General features: G+C 68.9%; 32 protein-coding genes. 15 read left to right on the top strand and 17 right to left on the bottom strand.

The features are described 5' to 3' along the window. Window positions 1-4 precede the first annotated feature (4 nt). Entirely contained in the window at window positions 5-997 is a 993-nt protein-coding gene (locus ON26_RS29265; RefSeq protein ID WP_040801192.1) for a GAF domain-containing protein, read from the top strand. A gap of 40 nt (window positions 998-1,037) precedes the next feature. Here the strand turns inward: ON26_RS29265 and ON26_RS29260 are convergent, their stop codons facing one another. Both ON26_RS29260 and ON26_RS29255 read right to left on the bottom strand, forming a co-directional pair. Then, entirely contained in the window at window positions 1,038-1,316 is a 279-nt protein-coding gene (locus ON26_RS29260; RefSeq protein ID WP_157172059.1) for a hypothetical protein, read from the bottom strand. Window positions 1,317-1,333: 17 nt separating this feature from the next. Then, window positions 1,334-2,806, bottom strand: coding sequence for a helix-turn-helix domain-containing protein (locus ON26_RS29255; RefSeq protein ID WP_157172058.1), 1,473 nt, complete (start codon window positions 2,804-2,806; stop codon window positions 1,334-1,336). Window positions 2,807-2,969: 163 nt separating this feature from the next. Here ON26_RS29255 and ON26_RS29250 point away from each other — a divergent pair, with 163 nt between their 5' ends. The 5 genes from ON26_RS29250 to ON26_RS29230 all read left to right on the top strand — a co-directional run bounded on the left by ON26_RS29250 (window position 2,970) and on the right by ON26_RS29230 (window position 4,948). Continuing rightward, window positions 2,970-3,503, top strand: a complete 534-nt coding sequence (locus ON26_RS29250; protein ID WP_228809903.1) for a DNA-directed RNA polymerase subunit beta — start codon at window positions 2,970-2,972, stop codon at window positions 3,501-3,503. Continuing rightward, entirely contained in the window at window positions 3,500-3,820 is a 321-nt protein-coding gene (locus ON26_RS29245) for a hypothetical protein (protein ID WP_040801187.1), read from the top strand. Before ON26_RS29250 ends, ON26_RS29245 begins: the two co-directional genes overlap by 4 nt. Before the next feature lie 5 nt (window positions 3,821-3,825). Continuing rightward, window positions 3,826-4,065, top strand: a complete 240-nt coding sequence (locus ON26_RS29240) for a hypothetical protein (RefSeq protein ID WP_157172057.1) — start codon at window positions 3,826-3,828, stop codon at window positions 4,063-4,065. Beyond that, window positions 4,058-4,357: a hypothetical protein gene (locus ON26_RS29235; RefSeq protein WP_040801184.1), complete on the top strand. Its 300-nt coding sequence runs from the start codon at window positions 4,058-4,060 to the stop codon at window positions 4,355-4,357. Before ON26_RS29240 ends, ON26_RS29235 begins: the two co-directional genes overlap by 8 nt. A gap of 372 nt (window positions 4,358-4,729) precedes the next feature. Next, a complete protein-coding gene (locus ON26_RS29230) occupies window positions 4,730-4,948 on the top strand; it encodes a hypothetical protein (protein WP_245546110.1) in 219 nt (72 codons plus the stop codon). A 149-nt stretch (window positions 4,949-5,097) separates the two neighbouring features. Here ON26_RS29230 and ON26_RS29225 read toward each other — a convergent pair whose 3' ends face one another. Next, window positions 5,098-5,331 carry a hypothetical protein gene (locus ON26_RS29225; protein WP_040801183.1) on the bottom strand — a complete coding sequence of 78 codons (234 nt, stop codon included), beginning with the start codon at window positions 5,329-5,331 and terminating at the stop codon, window positions 5,098-5,100. A 239-nt stretch (window positions 5,332-5,570) separates the two neighbouring features. Here ON26_RS29225 and ON26_RS29220 point away from each other — a divergent pair, with 239 nt between their 5' ends. The 4 genes from ON26_RS29220 (at window position 5,571) to ON26_RS29205 (ending at window position 7,884) form a co-directional block, all read left to right on the top strand. Continuing rightward, the gene (locus ON26_RS29220) at window positions 5,571-6,233 is read left to right on the top strand and encodes an Abi family protein (protein ID WP_040801237.1); all 663 of its coding nucleotides are present in this window, start codon (window positions 5,571-5,573) and stop codon (window positions 6,231-6,233) included. A 178-nt stretch (window positions 6,234-6,411) separates the two neighbouring features. Beyond that, a complete protein-coding gene (locus ON26_RS29215) occupies window positions 6,412-7,095 on the top strand; it encodes a recombinase family protein (protein WP_281032418.1) in 684 nt (227 codons plus the stop codon). A gap of 5 nt (window positions 7,096-7,100) precedes the next feature. Beyond that, a complete protein-coding gene (locus tag ON26_RS29210; RefSeq protein ID WP_157172056.1) occupies window positions 7,101-7,331 on the top strand; it encodes a hypothetical protein in 231 nt (76 codons plus the stop codon). Window positions 7,332-7,593: 262 nt separating this feature from the next. Beyond that, complete coding sequence (locus ON26_RS29205) at window positions 7,594-7,884, top strand: hypothetical protein (protein WP_040801179.1); 291 nt, start codon at window positions 7,594-7,596, stop codon at window positions 7,882-7,884. A 43-nt stretch (window positions 7,885-7,927) separates the two neighbouring features. On the opposite strand, the gene ON26_RS29200 is transcribed toward ON26_RS29205, so the two are convergent. From ON26_RS29200 to ON26_RS29170, 8 genes are all read right to left on the bottom strand, one after another. Beyond that, entirely contained in the window at window positions 7,928-8,386 is a 459-nt protein-coding gene (locus ON26_RS29200; RefSeq protein WP_157172055.1) for a hypothetical protein, read from the bottom strand. A 116-nt stretch (window positions 8,387-8,502) separates the two neighbouring features. Further along, the gene (locus tag ON26_RS29195) at window positions 8,503-8,928 is read right to left on the bottom strand and encodes a ParB family protein (RefSeq protein ID WP_157172054.1); all 426 of its coding nucleotides are present in this window, start codon (window positions 8,926-8,928) and stop codon (window positions 8,503-8,505) included. Between the two features lie 108 nt (window positions 8,929-9,036). Beyond that, window positions 9,037-9,465 carry a DUF8317 domain-containing protein gene (locus ON26_RS29190; RefSeq protein WP_040801176.1) on the bottom strand — a complete coding sequence of 143 codons (429 nt, stop codon included), beginning with the start codon at window positions 9,463-9,465 and terminating at the stop codon, window positions 9,037-9,039. A gap of 79 nt (window positions 9,466-9,544) precedes the next feature. Beyond that, on the bottom strand, window positions 9,545-9,853 hold the full coding sequence (locus ON26_RS29185; protein WP_040801174.1) for a hypothetical protein: 309 nt from the start codon (window positions 9,851-9,853) through the stop codon (window positions 9,545-9,547). A 186-nt stretch (window positions 9,854-10,039) separates the two neighbouring features. After that, on the bottom strand, window positions 10,040-11,701 hold the full coding sequence (locus ON26_RS29180; RefSeq protein WP_040801172.1) for a ParB/RepB/Spo0J family partition protein: 1,662 nt from the start codon (window positions 11,699-11,701) through the stop codon (window positions 10,040-10,042). A 128-nt stretch (window positions 11,702-11,829) separates the two neighbouring features. Next, window positions 11,830-12,102 (bottom strand): hypothetical protein, encoded by a 273-nt coding sequence (locus ON26_RS29175; RefSeq protein WP_040801171.1) that lies wholly within the window; start codon window positions 12,100-12,102, stop codon window positions 11,830-11,832. A 186-nt stretch (window positions 12,103-12,288) separates the two neighbouring features. Further along, on the bottom strand, window positions 12,289-12,477 hold the full coding sequence (locus tag ON26_RS33685) for a hypothetical protein (RefSeq protein ID WP_157172053.1): 189 nt from the start codon (window positions 12,475-12,477) through the stop codon (window positions 12,289-12,291). A gap of 34 nt (window positions 12,478-12,511) precedes the next feature. Next, on the bottom strand, window positions 12,512-12,895 hold the full coding sequence (locus ON26_RS29170; protein ID WP_040801169.1) for a DUF6573 family protein: 384 nt from the start codon (window positions 12,893-12,895) through the stop codon (window positions 12,512-12,514). Window positions 12,896-13,392: 497 nt separating this feature from the next. Here ON26_RS29170 and ON26_RS29165 point away from each other — a divergent pair, with 497 nt between their 5' ends. Next, complete coding sequence (locus tag ON26_RS29165; protein ID WP_040801167.1) at window positions 13,393-14,142, top strand: hypothetical protein; 750 nt, start codon at window positions 13,393-13,395, stop codon at window positions 14,140-14,142. Window positions 14,143-14,217: 75 nt separating this feature from the next. On the opposite strand, the gene ON26_RS29160 is transcribed toward ON26_RS29165, so the two are convergent. Continuing rightward, entirely contained in the window at window positions 14,218-14,691 is a 474-nt protein-coding gene (locus tag ON26_RS29160) for a hypothetical protein (RefSeq protein WP_040801166.1), read from the bottom strand. A gap of 202 nt (window positions 14,692-14,893) precedes the next feature. Between ON26_RS29160 and ON26_RS29155 the strand changes: the two genes are divergently transcribed. Continuing rightward, entirely contained in the window at window positions 14,894-17,911 is a 3,018-nt protein-coding gene (locus tag ON26_RS29155; RefSeq protein WP_040801165.1) for a Tn3 family transposase, read from the top strand. 19 nt (window positions 17,912-17,930) lie between these two features. On the opposite strand, the gene ON26_RS29150 is transcribed toward ON26_RS29155, so the two are convergent. Beyond that, entirely contained in the window at window positions 17,931-18,578 is a 648-nt protein-coding gene (locus ON26_RS29150; RefSeq protein ID WP_011212399.1) for a TetR/AcrR family transcriptional regulator, read from the bottom strand. 187 nt (window positions 18,579-18,765) lie between these two features. Here ON26_RS29150 and ON26_RS29145 point away from each other — a divergent pair, with 187 nt between their 5' ends. From ON26_RS29145 to ON26_RS29135, 3 genes are all read left to right on the top strand, one after another. Then, window positions 18,766-20,289, top strand: coding sequence for an MFS transporter (locus ON26_RS29145; protein ID WP_228788098.1), 1,524 nt, complete (start codon window positions 18,766-18,768; stop codon window positions 20,287-20,289). A gap of 185 nt (window positions 20,290-20,474) precedes the next feature. Continuing rightward, window positions 20,475-21,002 (top strand): PaaI family thioesterase, encoded by a 528-nt coding sequence (locus ON26_RS29140; RefSeq protein WP_011212402.1) that lies wholly within the window; start codon window positions 20,475-20,477, stop codon window positions 21,000-21,002. 139 nt (window positions 21,003-21,141) lie between these two features. Next, entirely contained in the window at window positions 21,142-21,759 is a 618-nt protein-coding gene (locus ON26_RS29135) for a recombinase family protein (protein WP_040801230.1), read from the top strand. Between the two features lie 310 nt (window positions 21,760-22,069). Here the strand turns inward: ON26_RS29135 and ON26_RS29130 are convergent, their stop codons facing one another. The 4 genes from ON26_RS29130 to ON26_RS29115 all read right to left on the bottom strand — a co-directional run bounded on the left by ON26_RS29130 (window position 22,070) and on the right by ON26_RS29115 (window position 25,095). Further along, window positions 22,070-22,498 (bottom strand): hypothetical protein, encoded by a 429-nt coding sequence (locus ON26_RS29130; protein ID WP_051027858.1) that lies wholly within the window; start codon window positions 22,496-22,498, stop codon window positions 22,070-22,072. 14 nt (window positions 22,499-22,512) lie between these two features. Continuing rightward, window positions 22,513-23,250, bottom strand: coding sequence for a hypothetical protein (locus tag ON26_RS29125; RefSeq protein WP_040801162.1), 738 nt, complete (start codon window positions 23,248-23,250; stop codon window positions 22,513-22,515). Further along, window positions 23,247-23,903, bottom strand: coding sequence for a hypothetical protein (locus ON26_RS29120; protein ID WP_040801160.1), 657 nt, complete (start codon window positions 23,901-23,903; stop codon window positions 23,247-23,249). The genes ON26_RS29125 and ON26_RS29120 overlap by 4 nt, the downstream gene beginning before the upstream one ends. An 808-nt stretch (window positions 23,904-24,711) precedes the next feature. Next, window positions 24,712-25,095, bottom strand: coding sequence for a histone-like nucleoid-structuring protein Lsr2 (locus ON26_RS29115; RefSeq protein WP_083884444.1), 384 nt, complete (start codon window positions 25,093-25,095; stop codon window positions 24,712-24,714). Between the last annotated feature and the right edge of the window lie 119 nt (window positions 25,096-25,214).

Here is a 25,214-nt window from a genome sequence, read left to right as displayed (position 1 = left end):
TCCGATGCCGTGGTTTCTGATCGAAGCACTGGGCCCGCTCGACATCCCCATGACCGTGGTCGCCAAGGACGGCGAACGCCGCGACTGGGTGTCGCTGCGGTCCCTGCACCGTAATGAGGGCGTGGACGTCACCGACCTCACCGACTGGGTGCGTCGGTCGGCCCGCGACTTCGACCAGGTGCTATCGGCGCGCGGCGGCCACCGGCGCGTCAAGGCCGTGCCGATCCTCGGCCCCGACGACGACGTGTATGCGATGCACCTGTGGATCGGCGAACCGGACGCACCGATCCCGCCGCACCGGCCCGCGGCGGGCATCGGCTGGTCTGCTGGCGAGCTACAGGTTCGGCAGCGGCTTGAATCCTGGATGATGTCGACCGACGACGCCGACGGCTTCAAACGCGTGCGATCCCCCGGCGAGTTCTTCCGCAAGGTCGTGAAGTTCGATGACGCGACCGCGCTGATCGCCCTGGGCACCAACCCCGACCCAGACGCCACGTTCACCTCCAACATCGTCGTGCTGCACGATCGCGGCCACCTGATGAACTGGCAGATCTTCGCCCGCGGCCACTGCACCGACGGCACCCCGGCCCTGCACGGGCTCACACACGATGTCTCCGATGTCGAACCGGCCGTCCTCGGCCCACACGAAGCACTCGGCCTCACCGAGGAACCGGCCGAAGACGGGCCCGCGGCCGCGCTGATCGCGTTCCCGCCCTCGGGCGCCCCGCTGATCGCCCAATGGATCGGCCCCGTGCCGACCTGGATCGATTGGCAGCGGGAGGGTGACCCTCAGCTGATCCACCCCGATGACTGGGAAGCACTGGCGAAAACCGCCGTCCTGCTGCAACCCGGCCTCCCCGACACCAAGGCCATCACTCCCGCCCGCATCCGCGCCCACACCCCGACCGGATGGCAACCGGTCACCATCACCGCCAGCCGATACCCCGGCGAGGTCGGCGCACGCCTGCACATCGCCCGAATCTCCCGCGACGACTAGCAGGCCATCGTCGCGGGCCGCCCGGGCACGGGCGCCGGGGTCAGGCCACCGCGCCCGTGCTGAGGACGCGGCGGATCTTGATGGTCACCGTGCGGTCGATCGGGTCCAACACGGTGATGAACGTTTCCTCGTCGCCGATGCGGACGGCCCGCTCACGGAACACGCTGCGACGCAGTCGCTCACGCAGCGCGGCCGCGGCTGCTCGCGGGTCGTCGGCGTGGGCGTACAGGACGGAGGGGCTGGACTCGGCCACGGTGATCCCGCACTCGGCAGCAAGGCCGGTTAGCGCGGCGCGGACTTCTTCCAGACTGGGGTACATCGTGGCGGGGCCTTTCGTCAGATGGCCAGCAGTGCTGCCGCTCGCTGCTGGAGCGGTCGGACCGAGGGGTCGCTGAGGTCGGCGGCCGCGGCGTGGATCTCGCGAATGTTGGCGTCCAAACGCGCCGACCCGATCCCGGCCGCGGCGTCGATGGCTTCCAACCCGCGGGCCGCGCCTTCCTCGGGCTCTCCGGACCGCAGGGCCAAGCTGGCGTCCAACGCCAGGCAGAACGCGCGTGAGCGGGCCCATTCCGGCCCGTAGTTCTCCGCGGCCACCCGCAGGCGGTGCCGGGTCTCTTCGACCGCGTGCCCGGCCCGGGCGATGCCGTAGAGGCCGTGTGCGGTATCGCCGTTGAGCTGGGCGAATGAGAAGTAGTCGCCGAAGTTGTCGGGGTCGGGCTCCCCGCCGGTCTCGGTGGTCGCCTCATGGAAATACTCGTCGGCATCGCGCACCGCTCGCAGGGTTTCCCGCACGTCGCCAAGGGCGCCGAACGCGCGTGCCTGCACCGCGGCCAGGTTCGCCCGCCGTAGGGGACTGATCCGGTCCTCACGGACCTTCGCCGCCCCGAGCAGCGTCAGCGCATCATCGGCGCGGTCCAAGTAGATCGCCTGGCGGGCCATGTCGGAGAGCACATCGGCCCGCAGCCACCAGGCGCCGGCTTCGGTCGCGCAGTGCAGGGCGATCCGGAAATACCGATCCGCGGCGCGATGCTGGCCAGCGTCGAAATGGGCCCACCCGACCGCATCGGCCAGCGCGGCCACCGCGGCGTGCAGGTTCAGGCTCACCCTCCGGTCGCTGCCCGCCTCGAGCAACGCGATCGCCCGGCGCACCTGCGCGCCCATCGCTTCCCACGCGAATGGGTGCCCCAAGTGGTCGGCCGATCGCACTGCTGTCGCGACGCGCATCACCTCGTCCACGTGCTCGGGCCCGACCAACCGGGGCACCGGCGTGTGCACGATCGCGTCGTTGAGCGTGGCCGTCAACCCCCCGGCCAGCAACGCACTTCCCCCCACCGCAGCCAGTCCGCGCAGGAAGTCGATCCGCCGCACGTCTTCATCCTCCTCATCGCCAGCTCGCATCCGCGGGCTCCGAAAACCCAGCTCCGCCACCGGCACGCCGAACACCTGCTCGATGGCTCTACGGTACGGCTCTGTCGGCCATCGCACATCGCCGCGCTCGAGCTTGCGCACGTACTCCGCGTTCCACCGACCGGCGCGGCCGACCACCCGCAGCATCGCCGCGTTGACCCGATCGGCGACCTCGGTCTGAGTCCAGCCGCGTTCCAAAATCTGTTGCGTGAAAACAGCATTCGGCACCGTGGACGGCTGATGCGTCGGCGGCTGCATTCGCTCCCTCTCCCCGGCGTTCAGAGCTGCGGCACCCCGCCAGAGTACGGCCGCACGCCGCCCCTCAGATAGAGATTCCCGCCAACTTGAGGGGGAACTTGAGGGGTTGCATGACCTGTCCGCGCGCCCGACCGAATGTGACACTCATCGCGTGCTCGGCGCCGAAACGCCTCGCCGCCAAAACCTTCGAGGAACCGTCTCGGCGTCTCGTGAACCGACATCCCACCCGCCCGGGTCGCGGCCGCCGCGACGGGGCGCGAATTTCGGTGCCGAGCACTTCAACCAACGCGATCGGGGAGGCAATCACATGCAGGCACTACGCGAGTACCGCGCGCGCCAGCTGGCCGGCGCGCCGCCCACCCGTGGCGCGGGCTCGGCCGCCGACACCCTGCACTCGCGGTGCGCGTTCTACCGCGACGAGTGCGGGCTGAACGCTCGCGTCGATCCGCTGACCGAACGCATCGTCGTCACCTCCGGCAGCACCCTCGCCGCGGTCACCGTGCCCGCCCTACTGGCGGGCCGCGCACGGATCTACATGCAGCACAGGGGAACCGCCGTCGGACCGATCATCTCGCACCCGCGCTCGTCGCGCTGGACGTTCCTGGTCCGCCCCGACGTACCCACCGATCCCGCCACCGCCGCGCAGCTGTTCGCACGTCAGGTGTCGGTGATCGGTCCGGGAACGCCGATCGCGCTGCCCTCGCCGGGCCCGCGGCAAGCCGGATATCGCTGCTGGGTCCACCCACCCACCGGCGGCCTGCCCTCGGGCCTGGTCGTCGTGCAGGCCGTCTGCGCCTGCGCCCCACTCGACCGGTACCGGCCCGGTGGTGAGCGCCTATGAACGCCGTGCTTCTGGCCCTCGGCGCCGCGGCCGCCGCGGTGCTCGTCTGCTGCCTGGTGATTCGCCCGCGTAGCTCGGCCCGCACCGTACAGGGCCCCAGCGTGTGGGAAGTACACGCCACGCGCTGGCACCGCGCCCCCGCGCGGCCGCTCTCGCCAGATGAGGCGCACGCGATCACACAGGACCACCGCCGCTGCAACGCCGCCGACTGCCCAATCAAACGGGCCGCGCTGCGAGTTCAGATCCGCACCGGCGCGATGCGCCCCACCGCCGAGCTGCACGCGCTGTTGTTCGAGCGGTTCGCCACGGAGAGGTGACCTCCATGACCACCACGACGAAACCGGACCCGCTGCCGCGCCGCGTGCCGATGGTCGGCCCACCGCGCCCGCTGGCCGAACCCCCGGATCTCGGCCTGGTCGCCCGCGTGCTCGAAGGGCTACGCACGCACCCCGAACCAGCCACCTACCAGGACAAACAGGAGACACCGACCATGCACAGCGTGATAGCCGGCGGCGCCGATGCCGCCAGCAGGCACCTGCCCGGCCAGGATCACCGTGGGTGACCGCAACGGCGTGGAGTACTCGACCCGGGACGGCGCCAGCTCGGCCCGCTGGATCGTGCGCGGCTCGGTCGTGCACGTACTCACGATGGTGGACGAACACGGCCGCGTCATCGACATGCACGCCCGGCCGCTGGGGGAGTGCTTCAACGACATGCCGCGCGCACTGTGGGAGAAAGTGCGCATGCAGTTCGAGATTCAGCGCGACCCCGATTTCGCCGTCGTCCTGCAACAGACCCGCGAACGCCTCAAGGGCGCCAGCCGCGCCGCCCGCATCCGCCGTCACCTCTCATAACCGGCCTCCCGGCTCCGTGCGGGCCCGGTCGATGGTGCTGCCGCGCCACCCTCGGTGGCTTGCCTCGTGACTGTGGCGTGACGATTACCGGGTGGTCGGCCGTGACCACGGGAATGGTCGCAGTCCGCCCGCATCGGCGGCGTGTACACCACGGCCTCACACCCGCGGTACAAACACCGGTGCGTGCGGTGACGGCCGCCGACCCGCTGGCACGCGATCGACCCGACCAGGCATCGGTCCGGCCCGATCAGGCTGTGCCCGTTCGGGCAGGTCCGCGGCTGCGGCTCGGCCCACCCCGCCCGCACCCGGTACAGCCGCCCCGGCTCCACCACCCGCCCGGCCACCTCATACACCGCCCGCCACGTCTCGCACATGCGTTCGAGTATCGTCGGCGGGGTGATTGCTGTAAATACGCTGGTCCGGATCAGACCGGCCGCCGTCTCGCGCTTCCGCGTGCTCGACATCGACGGCGACCACGCCACCATCGAGGCCGCCGACGACGTGCCCGGCCGCTATCCCTTCCGGATGAGGCTTGCTGACCTGATCCCCGCCGACCAGTCCGCCGCCGAGGCCGCAACCAACGCCAGTTGACCCGCCTGCAATCGCCCTGGATACAAAGCAGCCCCCGGCGGCCGTAGCTACACCGAGGGCGAGAGCGGCTGTCCGAGAGACCTCAGAGGACCGCTCCTTGCTCGCATTCACGTTAACAGTCGGCACGGAACCCGCTCGAGATCTCGGCGCTAGTCGTCCCCAGTAACCGCGCCCGGGCCGAACATGCTGAACAACGCGGCCTCGGCGGCGGCCTGGTCGCCAGCCTGCCGCCAGCGCACCGCCGCCACCATGTCGCGGCCATACCGGTCGAACAGATCCGCCAGCATCGCGCTCGCGGCCGCCTGGTCGCCGCGATGGTGCGCGTCCTGGAGGCGACGCAGCTGGTCAAGGATCGCCCGTTCGTCGGCGGCCGCGATCTCCATAGTGTTCTTCTCCGCTCGTCAACCTGGCCGGTGACCTCGGCAATGCAGCCGAAGTCGTGGTCATAATGCAGCACGGCCGCCGCACGTGCACCGATGAGCAGATCCGGGCTCTCACACTGCGCAGAACGAGAGAGGGGCCCCGCCTCAGCGGAGCCCCTCTCAAATGTTCTTTTGTCCGCGGGGGTAGGCCGAAGCCTAGCGAATCCCACGACTCGTAGGTCCAAGTGTACGTTCTGTCCGTGCCGAGTGCCAATCCACGCAACGAGTTGGCGATTTGCGACGTGCTCAGCGCCCCGCGTGCAGCGACGTACATCACTGCCGCAGGCGGCGACGTAGCCAAGGCAATGGCTCTCTACGGCTGGAACGCCCGTGTGTCGGCTGCACTCATGCTGCCGTCACACTTCGCCGAAATCGCCGTGCGCAACGCCGTCGCAGAAGCCATCGAGATCACACACGGCCCCAATTGGCCATGGGAAGCCGGCTTTGTGCGGAAGCTCCCCAACCCCTCAGATCGGCGCGTCTTCAACCCTCGCCACGAACTAGAGAAGACCCGCAAACGGCAGCCGACCACCGGCAAGGTCATCGCCGAACTGAAGTTCGCCTTCTGGCAAAGCATGTTCACAGCACGTCACAACGTGCACCTGTGGGACCTCCACATCCTGGGTCTCTTCCCCAACGCATCCGGAATGACCGCGCAGGATCTCCGGAAGCGGATTTACGACGACCTCGAAGTGATCCGCCAGCTGCGCAACCGCATCGCCCACCACGAACCTATCTTCACCAGGAACCTCCAAGATGACCTCATGCGGATACTCGAGCTGATCGAACTGCGCTCGACTGCCACCATCGATTGGGTCCTCGACATGGAAGACGTGAGCACCATCCTGGCCGAACGTCCGTGACCCGGCCGCGCACACCCGCGCCGCGCGTCTGGGGGTGTTGAGAATTGATTGATTCTTGGACAGTTCGGGCCCGCGCACGAACTCCGAGCACGCGCCCCTCCCGGCGCTGTTCAGAAAACGTGTCGAAAACGCTGGGTGTCGAACAAGTCTTGTCGGCCCTTTCTCGTACACTCCGGGCGTGTCTGCCTCCACGCCCGAACTCGATCACCCCTCCCCGCTCGTGCTCGACGGGCCCGCGCTCGACCCGATCGGCGGCGGCGGCGCGCTGATCGGCTACGCGCGGGTGTCCACCAAGGGCCAGCTACTCGACCGCCAGATCCACGCACTCACCGATGCGGGGTGCCAACGGATTTTCACCGACCAGCAATCCGGGCGGAACGCCGATCGCGACGGGCTGCGCCAGTGCCTCGACTACATGCGCCCCGGCGATACCCTCGTCGTGCCCTCGCTGGATCGGCTCGGCCGCTCGCTGCAAGACCTGGTGTCCATCGTCGCCGGCTTACGGCGGCGAGAGATCGGATTCCGCTCCCTGCATGAGGCGCTGGACACCACCACCCCCGGCGGCCGCCTCGTCTTCCACGTCTTCGCCGCGCTGGCGGAGTTCATCCGCGAACTCATCGTGCAGGGCACCACCGAGGGCCTGGCGGCCGCGCGTGCCCGTGGCACCCGGCTCGGCCGTCCACCGGCCATGACCGCCGAACAGATCCGGCAGGCGCGCGCCCTGCTCACCCGCCCCGACGAAACGGTGTCTTCGGTGGCCCGGCTGCTCGGCGTCTCACGCAGCACCATCTACAAATACGTGCCCGAGCTCGGCGGCGGCAGCGGCGGCGGCGAGCTTCCGGCCGCCCCCACGGCACAATGAGCGGCATGAGACTCACCGCGTGGGATGTCTTGCCGCACAAGGCCGCTGCGCGGCCCTGGTACGAGTGGCCCGTCCTCGCTACCTCCGGCCTCGACGGCCGCACTCACCGATCACTCACCGTGGAAATCATCCGCGTCATCATCGAAACCCGCGAACGCACCGCCCTCGGCCTGGACTGCGAAGATCAGCACTGGCGGGTTCAGCACCTCAAGCAAGCACGCGCGCGCCTCAACTAACCCGCCTCTCGACTGCGCCGCGGGCGGTAGCCCGGCACGGAGTAGGCGAAGGACTACTTTGCCATAATGTGTTGCAGATCATAGCGACCCGGTCAGGTGGGGCTCTGACCTGCGGACTTCTGAGCACATCTCTGGCGCATTGGCTGTCGTAGGCGCTGTGCCCACGACAATCGGCCGATCTGGGCCCTTGTGGACCGCGGGTGCGCCGGTGTCGTGCCTTTTGCTGATCGGTACTCGGCCACCGACAGAGAGGGCACCGCCGATGACCAATAACCGCACCCGCGAACCACGCCGCCATCGGGGGCCCGGCAATCCGCCGTGGACGTGGCCCGCGGCGTTCGTCGCCGTGGCCGCGATTCTCGCCGCCGCCGGCTTCGCCCTCGTGCTCGCGCTCACCGGCACGACCAGCGCGCCCACCGCGGTCGGGCTGAGCCTCGTTCTCACCGGTTTCGTCGTGTCGGTCGTCATGGCAGCGCACTCCGGCGGCGGGCGCATCCGCCGACTGCTCCACGCGCTGGCGATCCTGGCCGGTCCCGGCCGTGGGATGCCGTGACGCTCTGCACGGCGTACCGGTCTATTCGGCCGTCCCGCGCCGCTCAGCTCGCGCGCCGAATGACCCGCCCGCCGTGCAGGTCTGCCACCGGCGCGGCCGCCGCGGTGATCCTGCTGCGGTAAGCCGTCACGCTGTACCCGGGCCCCACCATCTCGGCGTCATCGATGAGCCTGCGCGCGCGGTGGATCTCACCGGCGCACATGGCCCGCTCGGCGGCCTCGACCAGGCGGCGCCACTCCCGCGCGCGGGCCTGCGCGTGCCGCTCTCGCTCTCCCTCGCTGCTGTGCAGGATCTCCGGGTGGGCGCGCAGGTAGTCAGCCACGGCGGCGGTGACGGCCGCCGCGCCGTACTCGGCGCGCACCGCGGGCAAATGGGCATCAGCGATCAGCTCGGCCGCGCCGTCGATGTCGACGTGCCACGGCCCGCCGTAGTAGTGCGCGGCGTACTCAGCGGCCGCGCGCTCGATCAGCTTCCGCGCCACGGGCGCAAATCGGCTGGTCATCATCGGGGTCCTCTCGACAACAGACCGTAGTACTATGCGACCAAAGTACTACGAACAGACGGGATCGCCTTTCGGCGATCGGTGAGGGGGCAGGCGCGCACTCGCGCCCGGCGTTCTCAGCGCTCGGCGTCGGCGCGCTTCTTGTCGGCAATCTCCTGGTGCGTGTAGACGCGCACGCCGCCGGACTCGATACCTCCGAACGGCTTGCCGCCGTTCTTCTCATGCTCCAGCCGCTCGACCTCGGCCAGGACCACGCTCTTGACGAAATCCGACAGCGAACCCTTGTGATCCTGCAACCATCCGTGTGCGTAGGCGCCGCGCACCCGCGCGGCTTCCTCGGGGCCGAAGTAGCCGCCGATACGGCCCTTGTTCTGCACCTTGCCGCCGGTCTTCTCCTGCTCGGCCATTGCCGCCGCCTTTCCCGTCCCATGTCCGTAGTACTGCGGTGTCATAGTACGGGCCTGCGCGGCGGTCCGCGGGTCTCGGCGCGGCGGTCGCCGGGTGCCCACTCCGCCCGCGGCGCGAATCATCTGGGGGGTCATGGTGATGTCCTCTCTTGCTCGTGGTCGTGAGGGCGGGCCCGGCGGCCCGCCCGTCGAACGGCGCCGCCCGGCGCGGGGGAGTGCCCCCCGCGCACCGGCATGGTGGCGCTACCGCTCGTAGCGGTCGTGCACGGGCAGCACGTGCGGTTCCGGGTAACCCAGCAGATCGGCCAGGACACCCCCGAAACGCCCGCCGTTGCTCCCGGCGAAATTGCCGCCGAAGCACGACCACCGCCCCGCGCGGTACCGCACACGGCCATCCTCGATGTCCACCGGTTCGAGGTAGGCGTACCGGGCACCGATGCGGCCGATGACCGCGACCACCGGCGGGGCGTCCTCACGCACCGGCCGCACCCGCCAATCCGCGGGCTGGATCACGCTGCGCCCGGCGCTCGGGTGGGTGGTGTCGACAAACCCGACCAGGGTCAGCCGGTCGTGACGGGCACTCACTCCGCCGAGTGTGAAGTCCGGGCCGTCGGCCGCCCGGAACACGTCGAGCACCAGGCCGCGGACCTCGGTGGTGGTGGTGGTGGTCATGTCGCATTCCCTTCCGTAGTGCTGTGGGTCCATAGTGCTATGGTGGCCGCCTGGTGGGCGGCCACCGTGGTTCGCTGCCTCAGATCACGCGGTAGACCTTGCGGCGCATGTGCGCGGCCATCTCCTGGATGCGCTTGCGGTCCACGTGATGGATCAGCTGTTCGCGGACGACCTTCTCGCGCATCGGCAGCGGCAAGGCCGCGATCCGGCGCAGCTCGTCGCTCCACTCGCGCTCGGCCGCCAGGTGCCGGTCCTGGTCGGTCACGACCACGAAATGCGCGTGGTGCTCGTGGTAGTCCCGGCACTCCAGTTCGGCAGCCTGCTCGGGGGTCACCGCGCCGGAGCGAATGTAGTGCTGCGGGCAACGGGTGCTGAGGTCGGTGGTCATTTGGTGTTCCCTCTCTCTCGGTGGTAACACCATAGTACTATGGAACCGTAGCACTATGCAAGCCGGATGGAGTGAAGCCCATCACACCCACCCGGGCGGCCGGCGGCCCGGTACCGGCTGCCTCGTATCGACTGGGCGGGGGATCGGCGGGCCGGGCACTGATCGCACCGGCCCGCCTGCCTGCTCCTACCGCTGCCCGCCGGTCATCGCTGCGGATTCGGCGATTGCTTCATCCGGGGTCAGTTCACCGAGCGCCACCCGTTCGACAGGTGCCAGGACGTACCCCTGGCCCTCGAGCCAGCGCAGATATACGCGGGTGAGGTCGCCGGTCACCACCGCGAACCGGCCCACCAACCGGGGATCGTCCACGGTGCGCCAGTAGAGCGGCTGTTCCTGCTCCGGCTTGGCTGCCCGGCGCTGCATCCGGGCCTCGACCGCCCCGATTGCGAGTGCGGTCAACACCACACCACCCCGATCGTCGCGTTCCACCGCCTCGGCGGCGGCGCGCAGCTCGGCGGCCGCATTGATCGGGCTGCGTCCGAGCAGATCAGCGGCCAGCTCGCGCGCGCTGTGCCCGCTGATGATCTCGGCGTCGGCGCACATCACACGCGCGGCCAGCACCGCCCCGCCCGTCCACCGCTTACGCCCGCCCAGCTTCTCCCGCACCCACTCGCGCCGCCTGGTCGTCGCTGCCCGCGCCAGCGCGTTGCACTCGATCACACGGCGCCGCTCGGCGCGCTCGGCCTCGGCCGCTGCCTCGGCTTCCTCGGCTGTCTGCTCCTGCTGCTCACCCCGGCCACCGGAATAGGTCGACGTGAGTCCGGCCGCCTCCACATCGGTGCAGAAATAGGCAGGCGTCCAAGCAACCTCCACGCGCACCTGAGCGAAGTGGTAACCGTCCTCGGCGTCTCGGTCGGGGTCGTGCTGGGTCCGCCAATCGATCTCGAACCGGTCGATTTCCTCGCCGGTCTCGGCGTGGACGTACCGGGTCGTCTTCTCGAGCGCCACCGCCCAGTGCTCGGGGGTCACCTGATCCTCGCCCGGCTCCTCACCCTCGGCGGTGCGCAGCAGGCGAATCGGCGTGTAGGTGCCGAAATCGCTGTACTTCGGCCACGCCTCGAGCACGGTCCACCCGCGCGCGGCGAACTCGGCCGCGACCGCCGCGCGGGCGGCCTCTTCTCGTCGCTGCTCTCGGATGGCGGCGGCGGCGTGCTCGAACTGCCCACGCTCGGCCGCCCACATCAGCCGCTCCACGGCGTCGGGGTCGTCCTCGAACTCAAGCAGGGCGGCCGCCTGGCTGAGGGTCAGCTGATCGGCGGCGGCCGCTTCCCGCGCCCGCGACGACTTCGCCACCTCGCGCACGGCCTTCACCGCGGCCACGTCCATACTCAGCTGCTTCGCGGCCTGCGTCGCCGTCACGCCCAGATTGAGCATCTGCTCAACGGCGGCCAGGCGGTGGGCGGTGGTCAAGCCCTCGCGCTGGTCATTCGCAACCACCTGTTGGGCGATCCGGACGGCTTCGCGCATCGCCGCGGCCACGTCTTCGGCGACCAGATGGCGGCGCAGGATCACCGGAACCTCGCCCAGCTCGGCCGCTCGCGCGGCCAGGATGCGCCGCTGTCCGTCGATGATCTGCACGCGCAAGTCCTCGTTGAGAAACGCGCTCGGGTACTGAATGAAGCCGTGCTCGCGCACGCTGGCCACGAACGCCGCATCGACGCTCGCATCCGTCCGCACGTTCTCGCCGAACACGACATCGGCGGGGTCGACATAGACGACGATCTCACCGCGCGGGGCGGCTTCCAGTGCGGCAATCCACTCGGCGGCCGTGGTTTCGGGTGTTGTCATGGTTGGTGCCTCTCACCTAAAGTTCTGCGGGAGAGGCACCGGGTAGCTACCGACTACCCGGTGCCTGTCTTGTTGACGGGGATCTCATCGCGGCACGGGTGGTGCCCGCGCCCGCGCCGGGCGTGCGCTCACGCGGCGGTCAAGATCGTCGCCGTCGCCCCCGCGCCGCCGCGCAGCAGCACCAACACCATCTCCACCGGGCGGATCACTCCGCCCTCGGTCCGCACGATGCGGAACGGCACCGCGCTCACCGTCGCGGCCATCGCGGCCCCGGCAGCGGCATCGCGCGCAGCGGCCAGCACCTCGGCCACCTCAGCGGCCGGAATGGTGCTCTCCACGCTCACCGGGCACTCGTAGCCCATCGCGCGGGCGGTGTCGGTCACGTCGATCAGCTCGCTCACTCGCGAACCCCTTCCGATCAGATCCGGCGGTCTCTCCGTCGGTACCTCCATAGTACTATGGTGCCGTAGTACTATGCCACTTCAAAGTTGGTGATCTGGCGCACATTTCCCAGCTCAGGGGTGATTTCCGGGCCGCGAAAGACGCCGGGGCGGGGTGCCTACCGAACACCCCGCCCCGGCCACCGGTCAGCTTCGGACGTTGAGCGGCCCTAGGGTCGTCCCGCTGCTGTACAGGCCCCAGTACTTACCGTCCCAATCGGGATTTGCCTCGCGCCAGCGCTGAACCGTTTCCGGTTCGAGCTTCCGGACGGTTCCGGCATGGTCGGCCACGCGCAGCCGGCGGTAATCCTCGCGGGTGATGGTGCGAACTGCCATCGTCGTGTTCCTCCTGGTGGTCGTCGGTTCAGGGTCAGCGGTCGGCGGCGGCGGTGATGGTGAACACGGGTTCGGCGTCGTCGCCGGGGCCCAGCTCGATCCGCAGCCGGACCGGCGTCGCGGCGGCGTCGGGGCGCGGCACCCGAAGAACATCGAAATCGGCCCAGCTCGCGCCGTCTCCCCGGCGGGCCGCGCCCAGGACTGCAACCCGTGCCATTGCCAGCACATCCCACAACCGCCCGGTTTCGTCCTGGCTCGCGTCGTCGTGGGGCCAGGCCACCGCATCGGCCCAGGCGTGGGCGGCGATCGATACCGGATGCCTGAAACCCAGCTGATCCGCCAGGGCGGACGCATCGGTCAGCGTGCCGTCGGCGTGCGCCTGGGCGCGGGTGTAAGCGTGGATGATCTCGCCGAACACGGCGGTCCCCTTTCGATCGGTTCCGGCGGTCTCTCCGTCGGTACCTCAATAGTACTATGGTGCCGTAGTACTATGCAACGTACCGGGGAGTGACAAGGACAACATTTCCGCAGGTCAAACGCGTATTGGCACGCGGGCCCTCTCTCTGGGAAGCCTGCCCCTGCGGCGAGCAGCGGGGCCCGGGGCAGAGCCCCGGTAGCAGCCGCAGGCTGCTCAGCTCTTCCGGAGTGGAGCCGCACGGGGGCTCGAGGTGTGTGGGTGTCTCTCCGGTCGGCCTGGGGCGACTCGATCACACGGTCGGCGGGTGTCCAGGGTGGCCGCAGGCCATCGCGCAGCGACGCGCAGCGCCCTGGACACCCGGTGACCGTGTGATAGCCCCAGAAAAGGCCGACCGGAGAGGCGCCCACACACCGCCCTGGCGGAACGCAGGCGCGAGCGACAGCTCGCGAACCGCAACCACGCCCTGACGAACGCTCCGCATCCGGTAAAGTATCCATATGGATACTTTTCCTGACACCGACGCGCGGCCCGATCCGGACGACCCCGACCACGACGCCGCCAGCGGTCCGGCCGGTGACGGTGAGGCCGGGGACGGTGAGGCCGGGGACGCGGCGGAGGACGAGCCGGCGCGGCACTGCTCGACCGGCAAGCTGACCGTCGCGCAGGCCGGGCTGGTGGACCGGTGGCGCCGCCAGCTCACCGTGCCCGATCCCCGGTGGCACACTCCCGACCAGCGCCCGCCAGCGTCGAGTTCGGACTGCATCGCCGCGGCCGTGGTCGACCTGCTCGACCACGCCGAACCCGACCACCTGAGCCTCATCCGCTACGCGGCCCGCATCCGGGAGACCCTTGCTCGCGAGCGCGGCCGCGGCTTCCCGGCCGCGTCGGTGGCCTCGTTCTACCTGCCCGCCACCTACGCCGCCCGCGCCGACGACCTGCTCACCGCCGCCTACGACCACCACGCCGGGCTGCTCGACCAGGCCCGCGACCAGGTGCGCACCGAACTTCCCGACCGCGACCAAGCCATCGACCGCGCCCTGCGCCTGACCGCGCTCACCGCCGCACAGAACATCCCGGCCAGGATCTACAAGCTGCCCGTGGGCACCCTCGCCCGCCTGGCCATCGACCGTTGGGCCCGCCGCGCCCCCACCACCGTCGTGGCCGCCGCCGTCGCCCACGGCGCCCGCCACCATCGCCAACTCCACCGCGCCCGCCGCGACATGGGCACCGGCCCCACCAGCCACTGACCAACACGCAAAAGTATCCATATGGATACTTTCAAGCCGCCGGTGCCTCGAACGCGTGTGCGTGCGGGTCGGTGCTCAGGTGTCGTCACCGTCCAGGACGGCGCGGGCCCGCGCCGTGTCGTGGAAGTGCGGGACGTATTTCTCCTGGTCGGTGATCTTGCGCTTGTACCAGTCCATCGCGCCTTGCTTGGTCATGCCCAGCGCCTTGCCGATCTCCGCCCAGCTCGCGCCGGCCTCGCGGGCGGCCTGCATCACCATCCAGCGGCGACCGACAAGCAGCTCGACCAGGCGCCGGTTGGCTTCGAGGGCTTGCAGGGCGGTGACGTCGGCGAGTTCGGCGAGTTCGGCTCGGGTGTAGGCCGCCGCCGGCGCCTTACCCGGATCGGCGTCGAGCGCCGGAAGTAGGCGTTCGCGGATGAACTGGATCTCGAAGTGGGTGTTCCACACAGCGTGCAGATCGTCCTCGTCACCGATGCGGACGGTGCGGTCGACGTCGGTTCCTGCACGCAGGTGGCCACGGGCGGTGAGAGAGAGGGAATGCTCGGTCATGAGGCAAGTTTACTTGCCGATCGGCAAGCCTGCTTGCCTTTTTCGGTAAGTCTTGGGGTAGCCGTAGCATCCGCCGAAAATCAGGCGGATATGGCGTAGCCGCCTGGTAGGCATCGGGTTTCGGGTTCGGCATGCGCTGTCGGCTGGTTGGTGCTTGGCTGCCGGTGATGGTGTTGGTCGGCGCTGGTGGAGGCTGGGGTTCGTGGCGACGCGGATGTTCGCGGACGAGGAATTGGAACGTCTGCGGGGATTCCCGGAGATCAGCCGCGAGGAGCTGTTTCGATACTTCACGCTCACGTCGGCGGATCTGGCGTTCGTGGATCCGGGCCGCGGCAGGGGACCGGCCGAACGGCTGGGCTTGGCGATCGCGTTGTGTACGCTGCCGTGGCTGGGATTCGTGCCGGATCGGCTGGTCACGGCCCCACCGGGGGCGGTGGCCCGCCTCGCCGAGCAGCTGCGGGTCGACCCGGTGGTGATCGGTGCCTATGGCAGGCGAGCCAAGACCCGCACCGAGCATGTGCGCCTGGCCGCGCGGTACCTGGGATGGCGTGCGGCCGGTGCGCTGGAGTTCAAGGAGCTCGATGAGTTCCTGCTGGCGCGGGCGATGGAGCACGATTCGCCGACTCTGTTGTTCCGGCTGGGGTGTGAGTATCTGATCTCGGCGAAGGTGATCCGGCCGGGCCCTGTCACCGTGGTGGAGCGGGTCGCCCACGCCCGGCACCAGGCCCAGACCGAAACCTATGATCGGCTCGCTCACGAGTTCACTGCGGCGCGGTGTGCGGAGTTGGACGGCTTGCTGGTGACCGACGCGTCGCTGGGGATTTCGCGGTTGCGGTGGCTGTCGACGGGGCCGGTGGAGGCGTCGGCGGCTGCGGTCCGCGCTGAGGTCGACAAGCTGGGGTTTCTGCGGGGTTTGGGTGCTGATCGGCTGGATATGTCGGTGCTGCCCGCCGAGCGGCGCCGGTTCTTGGCCACGATGGGCCGGCGTCTGAGTCCGCAAGCCCTGGAGCGTCGGGATCCGCAGCGCCGGTATCCGATCCTGCTCACGGTGCTGGCCCAGTCGGGCACCGATGTGCTCGATGAGGTCGTGGCGTTGTTCGATCAGGCGATCTCGGCGAAGTTCGGTGCCGCCGAACGGAAGATGCAGCAGCAGCTGGCCGAGCGCGGCAAGACCGGCGAGGACCGCCAGGCGCTGCTGGACGATCTCCTGGAAATCGTCACCGACCCGACGGTGGCTGATGAGGAGATCGGCGCGCTGATCCGCGGCGAGAAGATCGGGTGGGAGCGCCTGCGCGCGGCGATCGCCCAGGCCGAACCCAGGTTGCCGCGTGATCACGGGCATCTGGCAGCGCTGGATTCCTCCTACAACTATCTGCGCCAGTTCACCCCCGCAGTGCTCGAGGCGGTGCGCTTCGCCGGCGGCACCGCCGCTACCGAGCTGCTGATCGCGGTGAACATGCTGCGGGAGCTGAACGCGACCGGGCGGCGCAAGGTCTTCGACGACGCCCCGACCGGGTTCGTGCCGATGAAATGGCGCGGCTACCTCGACGAGGCCGCCCGAAAATCGGGCAGCGCCACCGCGTATCGGCACTACTGGGAGTTGTGCGTGCTGCTGGGTTTGCGTGACGGGCTGCGCAGTGGGGATGTGTTCGTGCCCGGCTCGCGCCGCTACGCCGACCCGGCCGCCTACCTGCTCACCACTGGGCAGTGGGAACCGCAACGCGGAGAGTTCTGCCGCCTGGTCGGGCGATCCGCCGATCCCGGCGTCGCGCTGGCGGCCGTGGTCGCCGAACTGCACGATGCGGTCGGTGAGCTGGAGGCGGTGCTGGCCGGCGGGGACGGCCCGGTCAGGGTGGACGAGGGCGGGGATCTGGTGATCTCGCCGCTAAGCGCGGAAGATGTTCCCGCCGAGGCGATCGCGCTCAAGGCCGAGCTGACCGAGATGCTGCCGTTCGCGCCGATCGTTTCCTTGTTGATCGAGTTGGACAAGCGCACCGGCTACCTGGACTGCTTCACCCACGCCGGCGGCCAGGCCACCCGCACACCAGAGCTCAAACGCAATCTGATCGCGGTACTGCTGGCGCACTCGACGAACCTGGGGTTGACCCGGATGGCCGAGGCGTGCGGGATCACCTACGACATCCTGGCCTGGACCGATGAGTGGTATGTGCGCGAGGAGACCCTGCGCGCGGCCAACCTCACGCTGATCGACTACCATCAGCGGCTGCCGCTGACCGCGGTGTTCGGTGCCGGAACGCTGTCGTCGAGCGACGGGCAGCGGTTCCCGACGCGCGGGAAATCAACCACGGCCAGGCCGTTGAGCCGGTATTTCGCCAGCGAGGGCCTGTCGACCTACACCCATGTCACCGATCAGCATGCCACCTACGGCACCAAGGTGATCGTGGCGACCAAACGCGAAGCCCATTACGTGCTCGATGAGATCCTGGGCAACGCCGCGGATCTGCCGATCACCGAGCACGCCACCGACACCCACGGGGTCACCCTGGTCAACTTCGGGTTGTTCGACCTGCTCGGGATGCAGCTCTCGCCACGGATCCGGGATCTGGGCCGGATCACCCTGTACCGGCCGGGCCCGCGCGCGCAGGCCGAGGCCCGGTTCCCGCACGCGGGCCCGCTGATGACCCGCAAGGCCAACCTGGGTTTGATCGCCGAGCACTGGGACGATCTGCTGCGGTTGGCCGGATCGCTGAAGTTCGGGCACGCCACCGCGTCGCTGCTGGTCGGCAAGCTGTCGGCGTCGGGGCGGCAGAACACTCTGGCCGCGGCGCTCAAGGAGTACGGAGCGCTGCGGCGCACCATCTACGCCGCGAGGTACCTCTCCGATCCGGACTATCGGCGCAAGATCTCGCGGCAGCTCAACAAGGGCGAGTCGCTGCACGCGCTGCGCCGCGACCTGCTCTATGCCCACGAGGGGATGATTCGGGCGCGCCATCTCGAGGACCAGACCGAGCAAGCCTGGTGCCTGACCTTGGCGACCAACGCTGTGATCGCCTGGACCACAGAGTATTACGGGCTCGCTGTCGATCAGATGCGCCGCGCCGGGCAGCGTATCGATGACGAGGTCCTGGCCCATCTTTCCCCAGCGCACAGTGCCAACATCAACTTCTTCGGCGCGATCGAGGTCGACATCGACGCCGAGCTGGCCCAGCTGGGCCCGACCGGGTACCGGCCGCTGCGGGTGCGTGACACCTTGTTCTGACTGCGCGGCCGATCTGTGGTTACGGTCTGCCGGTGCCGGTCGGGCTGGTTGATGCGGTGGCTGTTGAGTGAGCGGTGAGGAAGTTGTCGACGAGCCGGGCGCAGTCGTCGTGGTCGATGGTGCGTAGTCCGGTGAGGCGGGCGAACACGATCGGGCCGAGGAGTTCGATGATGGCGAAGGTGGTGTCGAGTTCGCCGAGTGTGGCGCGGGCGTCGGGGCTGGTGAGGATCTGGTCGAACGGTCGGCGGTATTGCTCGATGACGCGGGCGCGTAGTGAGGTGAGCGCGGCCGGGTCGGTGTGGTTGTCGTCGATGGATCCCATGGCCAGCCAGGCCAGGGTGGTCATCTGTACCGGGGCCTGTTCGATGAGGTCGGCTTGGGTGGTGAGCAGCGTGAGGAGCTGCTCGCGTACCGGGGTGGTGCCGGTGGGGGCGTCGACGTGGGGGAGCAGCCGTTCGAAGGTCGCCGCGAGCAGATGGGTGGTGCTGCCGAAGTGCCGGTAGAGGGTGGCGCGCGCGACTTTCGATACGCGGGTGACCGCTTCGACGGTGACCGCCTCGACACCGCCGGTGGACAGCAGATGGGTGGCCGCGTCGAGCAACCGGTTGCGTGAGCGTGCCAGCCGCGGATCGGCCTGCTCGTCGTCCGCGGGGTGCGGGTCGGTCATGGACGCGTGTTCCTCCGGTTCGTGCCGTGCGGCTGTGGGTGTGAGTGGACTCTATCCCACACCCCGACCCCTATGATACGAATGGTCTCGCACAGAGACTATCGGTCTCTAAAGTCGGGAGGTGCCGGTGGACACGCCTGGGACGGACACTGTCGAGATCGCCCGGTGGACCCGGGCCGAGTGGTGGATGCTGACGGTGTCGTGCCTGGCGGTGGCGCTGGTGGTCGCGGCGATGGCGGCGTTGTATTCGGCGTTGCCGCAGATCGCGGTCGCGACCGGGGCCACCCAAGCTCAGCTGACCTGGATCGTCGACGGCTACACACTGGTGCTGGCGTGTCTGGTGCTGCCCGCCGGCGCCGTCGGTGACCGTTACGGGCGCCGTGTGGTGCTGGTGGCGGGGTTGGTGGTGTTCGCCGCCGCCTCGGCGCTGCCGCTGCTGCTGGACGAGCCGGTGTGGCTGATCGCGACGCGCGCGCTGGCCGGGGCGGGCGCGGCGCTGGTGATGCCCTCGACGCTGTCGATCCTGACCGCGGGGTTCGCCCCTGTTCATCGCGGCCGGGCGGTCGGGATATGGGCCGGGGTCGCCGGATCCGGGGCGGTGCTGGGGATCCTCGGTGCCGGGGTGCTGCTCGAACGATGGTCGTGGCCCTCGGTGTTCGTCGGGTTGACCGTGGCCGGGACGGTGCTGGCGGTGCTGGCGTGCACCATCGCCGAATCCCGCCACCGTGAGCATCCGCCGGTGGACTGGGTCGGCGCGGGCACGGTGGCGGTCGCGGTCGCCGCGATCGTGTTCGCCGCGATCGAGGTCCCCGCACGCGGCTGGGCCGACCCGCTCGTCGCCGCCGCGGCCGGGATCGGTGTGGCCGCGGCGGTGGCGTTCGTGGTCGTCGAACTGCGCAGCGCGGCGCCGCTGCTGGACGTGCGGTTGTTCACCCGCCGCGGTTTCGGTGCCGGGTCGCTGTCGGTGACCATCCAGTTCCTGGTCACCTTCGGAGTGTTCCTGCTGCTGGTGCAGTACCTGCAGCTGATCTTCGGTTACGGGCCGCTGGCCTCGGCGCTGGCACTGGCGCCGATGGTGGTGCCGCTGGTCGCGATCTCGGTGATCGCGCCGTGGCTGTCGAGCCTGGTCGGATTACGGGTGATGACCGTGACCGGCCTGCTCACCATCGCCGCCGGGCTGGTGCTGGTGAGCCGGTTGACCCTCGCCGCAAACTATCCCGACCTGCTGTGGCCGCTGCTGATCATGAGCGCGGGCCTGGGATTGTGCACCGCCCCGGCAACCTATGCCATCGTCGCCGACACCCCAGAGGCCAAACACGGGGTCGCCGCCGCGGTCAACGACGCCGCCCGCGAGATCGGCGCCGCGATCGGGATCGCCGTGGCCGGCAGCGTCCTCGCCGCCGGCTACACCCACCGCATCCAGCCCGCCTTGGCCCGGCTACCCGAGCCCGCCCGCGGCCCGGTCGCCGATTCCCTGGCCGCCGCCCTGCAAGTCGCCGACCAGGCCGGACCGGTGGCCGCGCCGCTGGCCGAGTTCGCCCAAGCCGCGTTCGTGCACGGCAGCGGCCAGGCCGCGCTCGCACTGGCCGCCCTCACCACCGCCACAGCGATCGTGCTGGCCGTCCTGGCCCCCGGCCGCACACCGCGCCCGCACACCAGGACGCCCTCACCGGCACCGCACTCCCCTCCTGGTGAAAGACGCCCGTCATGATGGGCTACCGCACGAGCATCGTCGGCACCGACGGATCCGGCCCTGCCCGTACTGCGCCAGTTGGCTGTCACCACCGCCGGTCACCGCTGCTGGCCCGGCTGCTGTCCACCCCACCGATCGAGCTCGACGGCAAAGCCCACTGCGACATCCTCATCACCGCCTAAACACACTCACAGAAAGCGCCCATGACCGAGAACACACCCAGCACTGACACACCCGAGCCCCGGCAGGTCCCGGACTGGATCCCCGCCTTCCCCGTGCTCGCACCCGACTCCGTCGACCTGCCGCCCCACCACGACCACTGCCTGGGCTGCGGACCGGCCAATCCCCACGGCCACCGGCTACGCGCCCGACGCGACGCACACGGCGTCTACGCCCACCACCGCTTCGACTCCCGCCACGTCGGCGCCCCAGCGATCGCCCACGGCGGCGCGGTCGCCACCGTCCTCGACGAACTGTTCGGACTCCTGCTCTACACCGTCGGGGAACCCGCCGTCACCCGCCACCTCGCCATCGACTACCTCGCCCCGATCCTGCTCGACACCCCCTACACCCTCCGCGCCCACATCCACTCCCGCGACGGCCGCAAACTCCACCTGAAAGCCACCATCGAAAACGACCGCGCCCACGTGGTCACCACCGCCACCGCCCTGTTCCTCATCGTCGACGTCAACCACTTCCTCACCCCACAACACACCCCCACACACCGATAACACCCCCCTGACCTGTTCCGTAACCCGATCCGTAACCGGAACACCACGCAGAACGAACATCGGCCCAGCACACCGGTGTTCCGTAGAGGTGTTCCGCAAACTGTGCCGGTCAACCCCCGCCATCTGGAACACTTTCGGCATGGGTGAGCCGTTCCGCATCGGATACTGCCGCTGCTCCACCGACGAACAAGACGTCGAGATCCAAACCGAACAACTACTGGCGCTCGGAGTGCCGCGCGAGCGGATCTTCATCGACAAAGGGTTCTCCGGGACCACCCGCAAGAACCGGGCCGGCCTGGACAACGCACTCGCCGCCGCCACCTCCGCCGCAGCGGCCATCGACGAGCGACAGGTAGTGCTGACCACGACGAAGTTCGACCGATTCGCACGCAACATGGCCGAAGCAGGCCAGACCCTGACCGAACTGCGCGAGCGCGATGTGCTGTTCGGACTCGGGAGCTCGATCTACGACTGGGCAGACCCGTTCGGCAAGCTGTTCCTGCAAACCCTCGCCATGGTCGCCGAATTCGAAGCCAACCTCAACCACCTACGCACCCGCGAGGGCATGGCCAAAGCCCGCGCAAAAGGCAGACTCAAAGGCAAACAGCCGAAACTACCTCTCACGGCACGGAAAACAATCCACCGCCGCTACCACGACCCCGCCGACGACGCGAGCCTCGCTGACCTCGCCGAGGAATACAGCGTCGGCCGCTCCACCATCCACCGCATCGTCAGCAATGCTCCACCACGAGCCTGAGAATTCACCAGCCTGTCGTAAAGACCCCGCTACTTCGCACTTCCTGACAACCCTTGGGTTGCGGGCCCTTACGTCCCACACGAGTCCTGACCCGAATCGGATCGTCGGCGAGCTGGGCGGATACGCCGCGCCCACCAGGAGCCGGTGGCGAGACAGACGATCGTTTCAACCCAACAGGCCGAGCGGATCATCGACCAGACACAACGCCATATCCGCCCGATTTTCGGCAAATGCTACGGCTACCCCGTCTTCTTGACGATTTCTGACCGCCGATAAGCGGGCCTCACCGGCGGTTACCACCGCCGCCTTCCTACCGTGCTCGGTGCATCGGGCACAGCAGCTCGCCCGTGGCTGTGACTGTCCATCCGTGCCGGGCCAGCCAGTCAGCGACCGCCGCCGGTGGCTCGCCCACGGCCAGCTCGTCGGCCAGCAGTGGCCCACCGGCCAAGCACCTGCTGCACTCGGTGTCGGCCACGCGCCCGCGCGGCTGGCACTGCTGGCAGTGGTACGCCTCGCGCACCCCGGCCGCGGCGGCGTGCAGCCACAGCACCCCCAGATCTGCGCGCATCCGCGCGGCCTCGGCCGCGCTGGCGGGCCGGTGCCCGCACGTCGGGCACGCCCCCGCCGTCGGCCGGTTCGCGTCCCGCGCCGGACGGCGGGCCGCGGTGACAGCGGCCTCCTGGTGGTCTTCGACCTCCCACAGCCCGAGTTGCCGGGTCGTCTTCTTCGCTGTCGTCACCGCGGCCGCCTCCCTCAGCTCGGCGTGCCCGCGGTCGTGCCCCTCGGCTTGATCTCGGACAACTCCGACAGATCAAGCCGCACCAGGCGCGCGTCATCGACCGCATGGAGCACCCACAGCCTTTCCGGGTGGTCGGCCTCGTGCCCCAGTTGACGCCACGCCTCCGCGACCACCCGACCGGCCCGCTTGGTCGTCAGGTACAGAATCCACGCCACCTGTTCCGGGCCGCGCAGCCTGGCCGCATGAGAGTCGAGCACGGTTTTCAGCTTGCGGCCCGATTTCGGGGTCAGCTCGAGCTCGACCAGACCCACAGTGTCGTCCGGGAACCACACCATCAGATCCGCGAGCGCGGCGGCCGTCGCCAGCGGTTTGTCCGCCGTCACCGCCAGCGCTCCACCCCCGGCAGCCGGGTGGTCAAGCAGCGTGATTCCCGACCTCCGGCCGGATGCGAGCCACAACGAGAACTCGGCCACCAACAAATCGTGCGCCAGCTCGCGCCGCGCGAGCCGATAGGGCCGCTCCGCGGGCCAATACACCTTGTGCTGACGGCCATGACTGAGGAACGCAGAACCGATCACCCCGGCGTTCTCCAGCTTGATCACCCGCCGAGAAAACAACCGCTGATCCAACTCCTCACCGCCGAAATGACCGTAGGCGGCGCGCAGCGCCGACGACGACGCTACACCGACCTCACGCAGCCATCCGAGCACCTGAGTATCACGCTCGGTCAGATGAACATTCGCGACTGTCATTCGTCCCGCTCCCGCATCTCGATCGTGGCGGCCGACGGCAACCCGGAGGCCAGAAACGCCGTCGCCTGGGCGGCGATATCATCGCGGCTCACACCGACATGTATCGGCGATTGAGCGCGCGAATCCCGCGCCCGAATCAACAGCTCGGCCAGCTCGACCACATCGGTCAACGACTCACGAATCACAGCATCCTCGACCCCGGCCGCGCGGGCGAAAACTGCCGCCCCACACGCACCACGGAACAGGCGCTCGACGGTTCGGGCTTGAACCTCACCGATCCGCACACGGGTATCGGCAACCAACTGCATACCGGCCCAGAAAACCGACACCTCGAACTGCTTCCACCCCGGATCACCCGGCGCGGGAATCCGCACCGCGCGAACAACGGGATCACCCACCTCGGCACCCGGTCCGGGCAAGATGCGGAACTGCTGATTCGACACCGGCGGCCGCGCCCGCGCCCGCCCGACCTGCCCGCGAGAATTCGCGGCCGCGCGAGCACGGTCCACATCCGAGATCCACCCGCCATGCAACGACGAACACCCCGAACCCGGCTCCGCCAGCACCACCACCGAATCGACCCCGGCAACCACCGACGGTGACACCGACACCGCACTCAGAAACGGCATCGCGATGCCGCCGCCATCCGACATGATCCGAACCTAACTCCCAGAAATGAACGTGATCAACCGAGCACAAACACCCCACAATACTACCCCGAAAACAGGCGAAAACCGAACACCAAAACACACCGATAAACGCATCAAACGCACGTAACGAGATCGGAAACACATCACGTGGCAAGCCACCGAAGGTGGCGCGGCAGCACCACACGTAACGCGAAGAACCCACGAAGGAAAACAGCGATCAATACCCACAGAACCACCACCCGCGACGCGGTAGCGGCGCGGCAAAGAACGACGCCGAAGGCGTTCCAACGAGGCGGTGGGGGAGGGTGCGCAGCCGCCCTCCCCCACCGCTGAGCCGGGCCCACGGATGTGGGACCGTGCCGCCGCAGGCGGCGCACTGCCAGCCCCTCCGGGGAGGGGCGCAGGCAGAGGGGAGGGGAACCCCCTTCAAGATTGAAGGGGGCAGGGGAAAGTTGATGGTTTTGGTGTTGTGTGCCCGGCGCGTGATACGGAGCTTGCGGAGTATCGCTTACGCGCCGGGCACACAACACCAAAACCTCTTACCCCCATATAGAACACCCCAGTGTTCTCAGGTGGTTTCCCGCCCGCCCCCCGCCGCTGGTTTCCCAACCATCCCCGATCAGCACGCTTTTCGCTGATTGGGGGTGGTTGGGAAACTGGAGCCTGCGACAGAAGCGGCGGGGGGCGGGCGGGAAACCACAGGTCAGCGCCTCGCGCTGACCTCAAACCGGGGGGTAAGAGTGATGTATCGGGTGATGTATGCGCAGGCGTACCTAATCATCACCTGTTACATCACCCTATACATCACCCTCTAGCTCGTCGCCGGCTGCTGCTGACCGCCCCCGCTGGCGGCCGGCTCCTGCTTGTCGCGGGCCTTGTAGGCCGCGACGATGTCCGGGTGAATTCTCCCACGTGCAGGGACGTCGATGCCGCGTTCGCGGGCCCACTTTCGGATCGTGGCCGCATCGGGCTCGCCCGACTTCGCTCGCTTCGGGGCCGGGGCCTTCACGACCCGGGCGGCGTCCCGGTAGGGCTGTAGAAGCGACTCCAGCTGCTTCCGGTTCTCGTCCGATAGCTCCAGCTCGTAGTTCGTTCCGGCGTAGCCGAACGTCACCGTGCCGCCCTGCCCTTCCGGGATGATTTCGCCGGTCAAATCGTCGGTCATATCGACAACTAACCGCTGACGCTTCGCCATGTTTTCCTCCTACTAATCCGGCTTTGGATTCGCTCACAACGATAGACCAGCGCATAACCGGGGAACCGGGCCGCCGCCGGTTGCGGTCGTCGGTGGTGGCGGTGATCCTGGCCCGCCTG

The organism is Nocardia higoensis NBRC 100133, from assembly GCF_000308595.1.
Classification (GTDB): Bacteria; Actinomycetota; Actinomycetes; order Mycobacteriales; family Mycobacteriaceae; genus Nocardia; species Nocardia higoensis.
The sequence above is the reverse complement of the archived record's forward strand: the minus strand, read 5'-3'. Positions and strand labels throughout refer to the sequence as shown.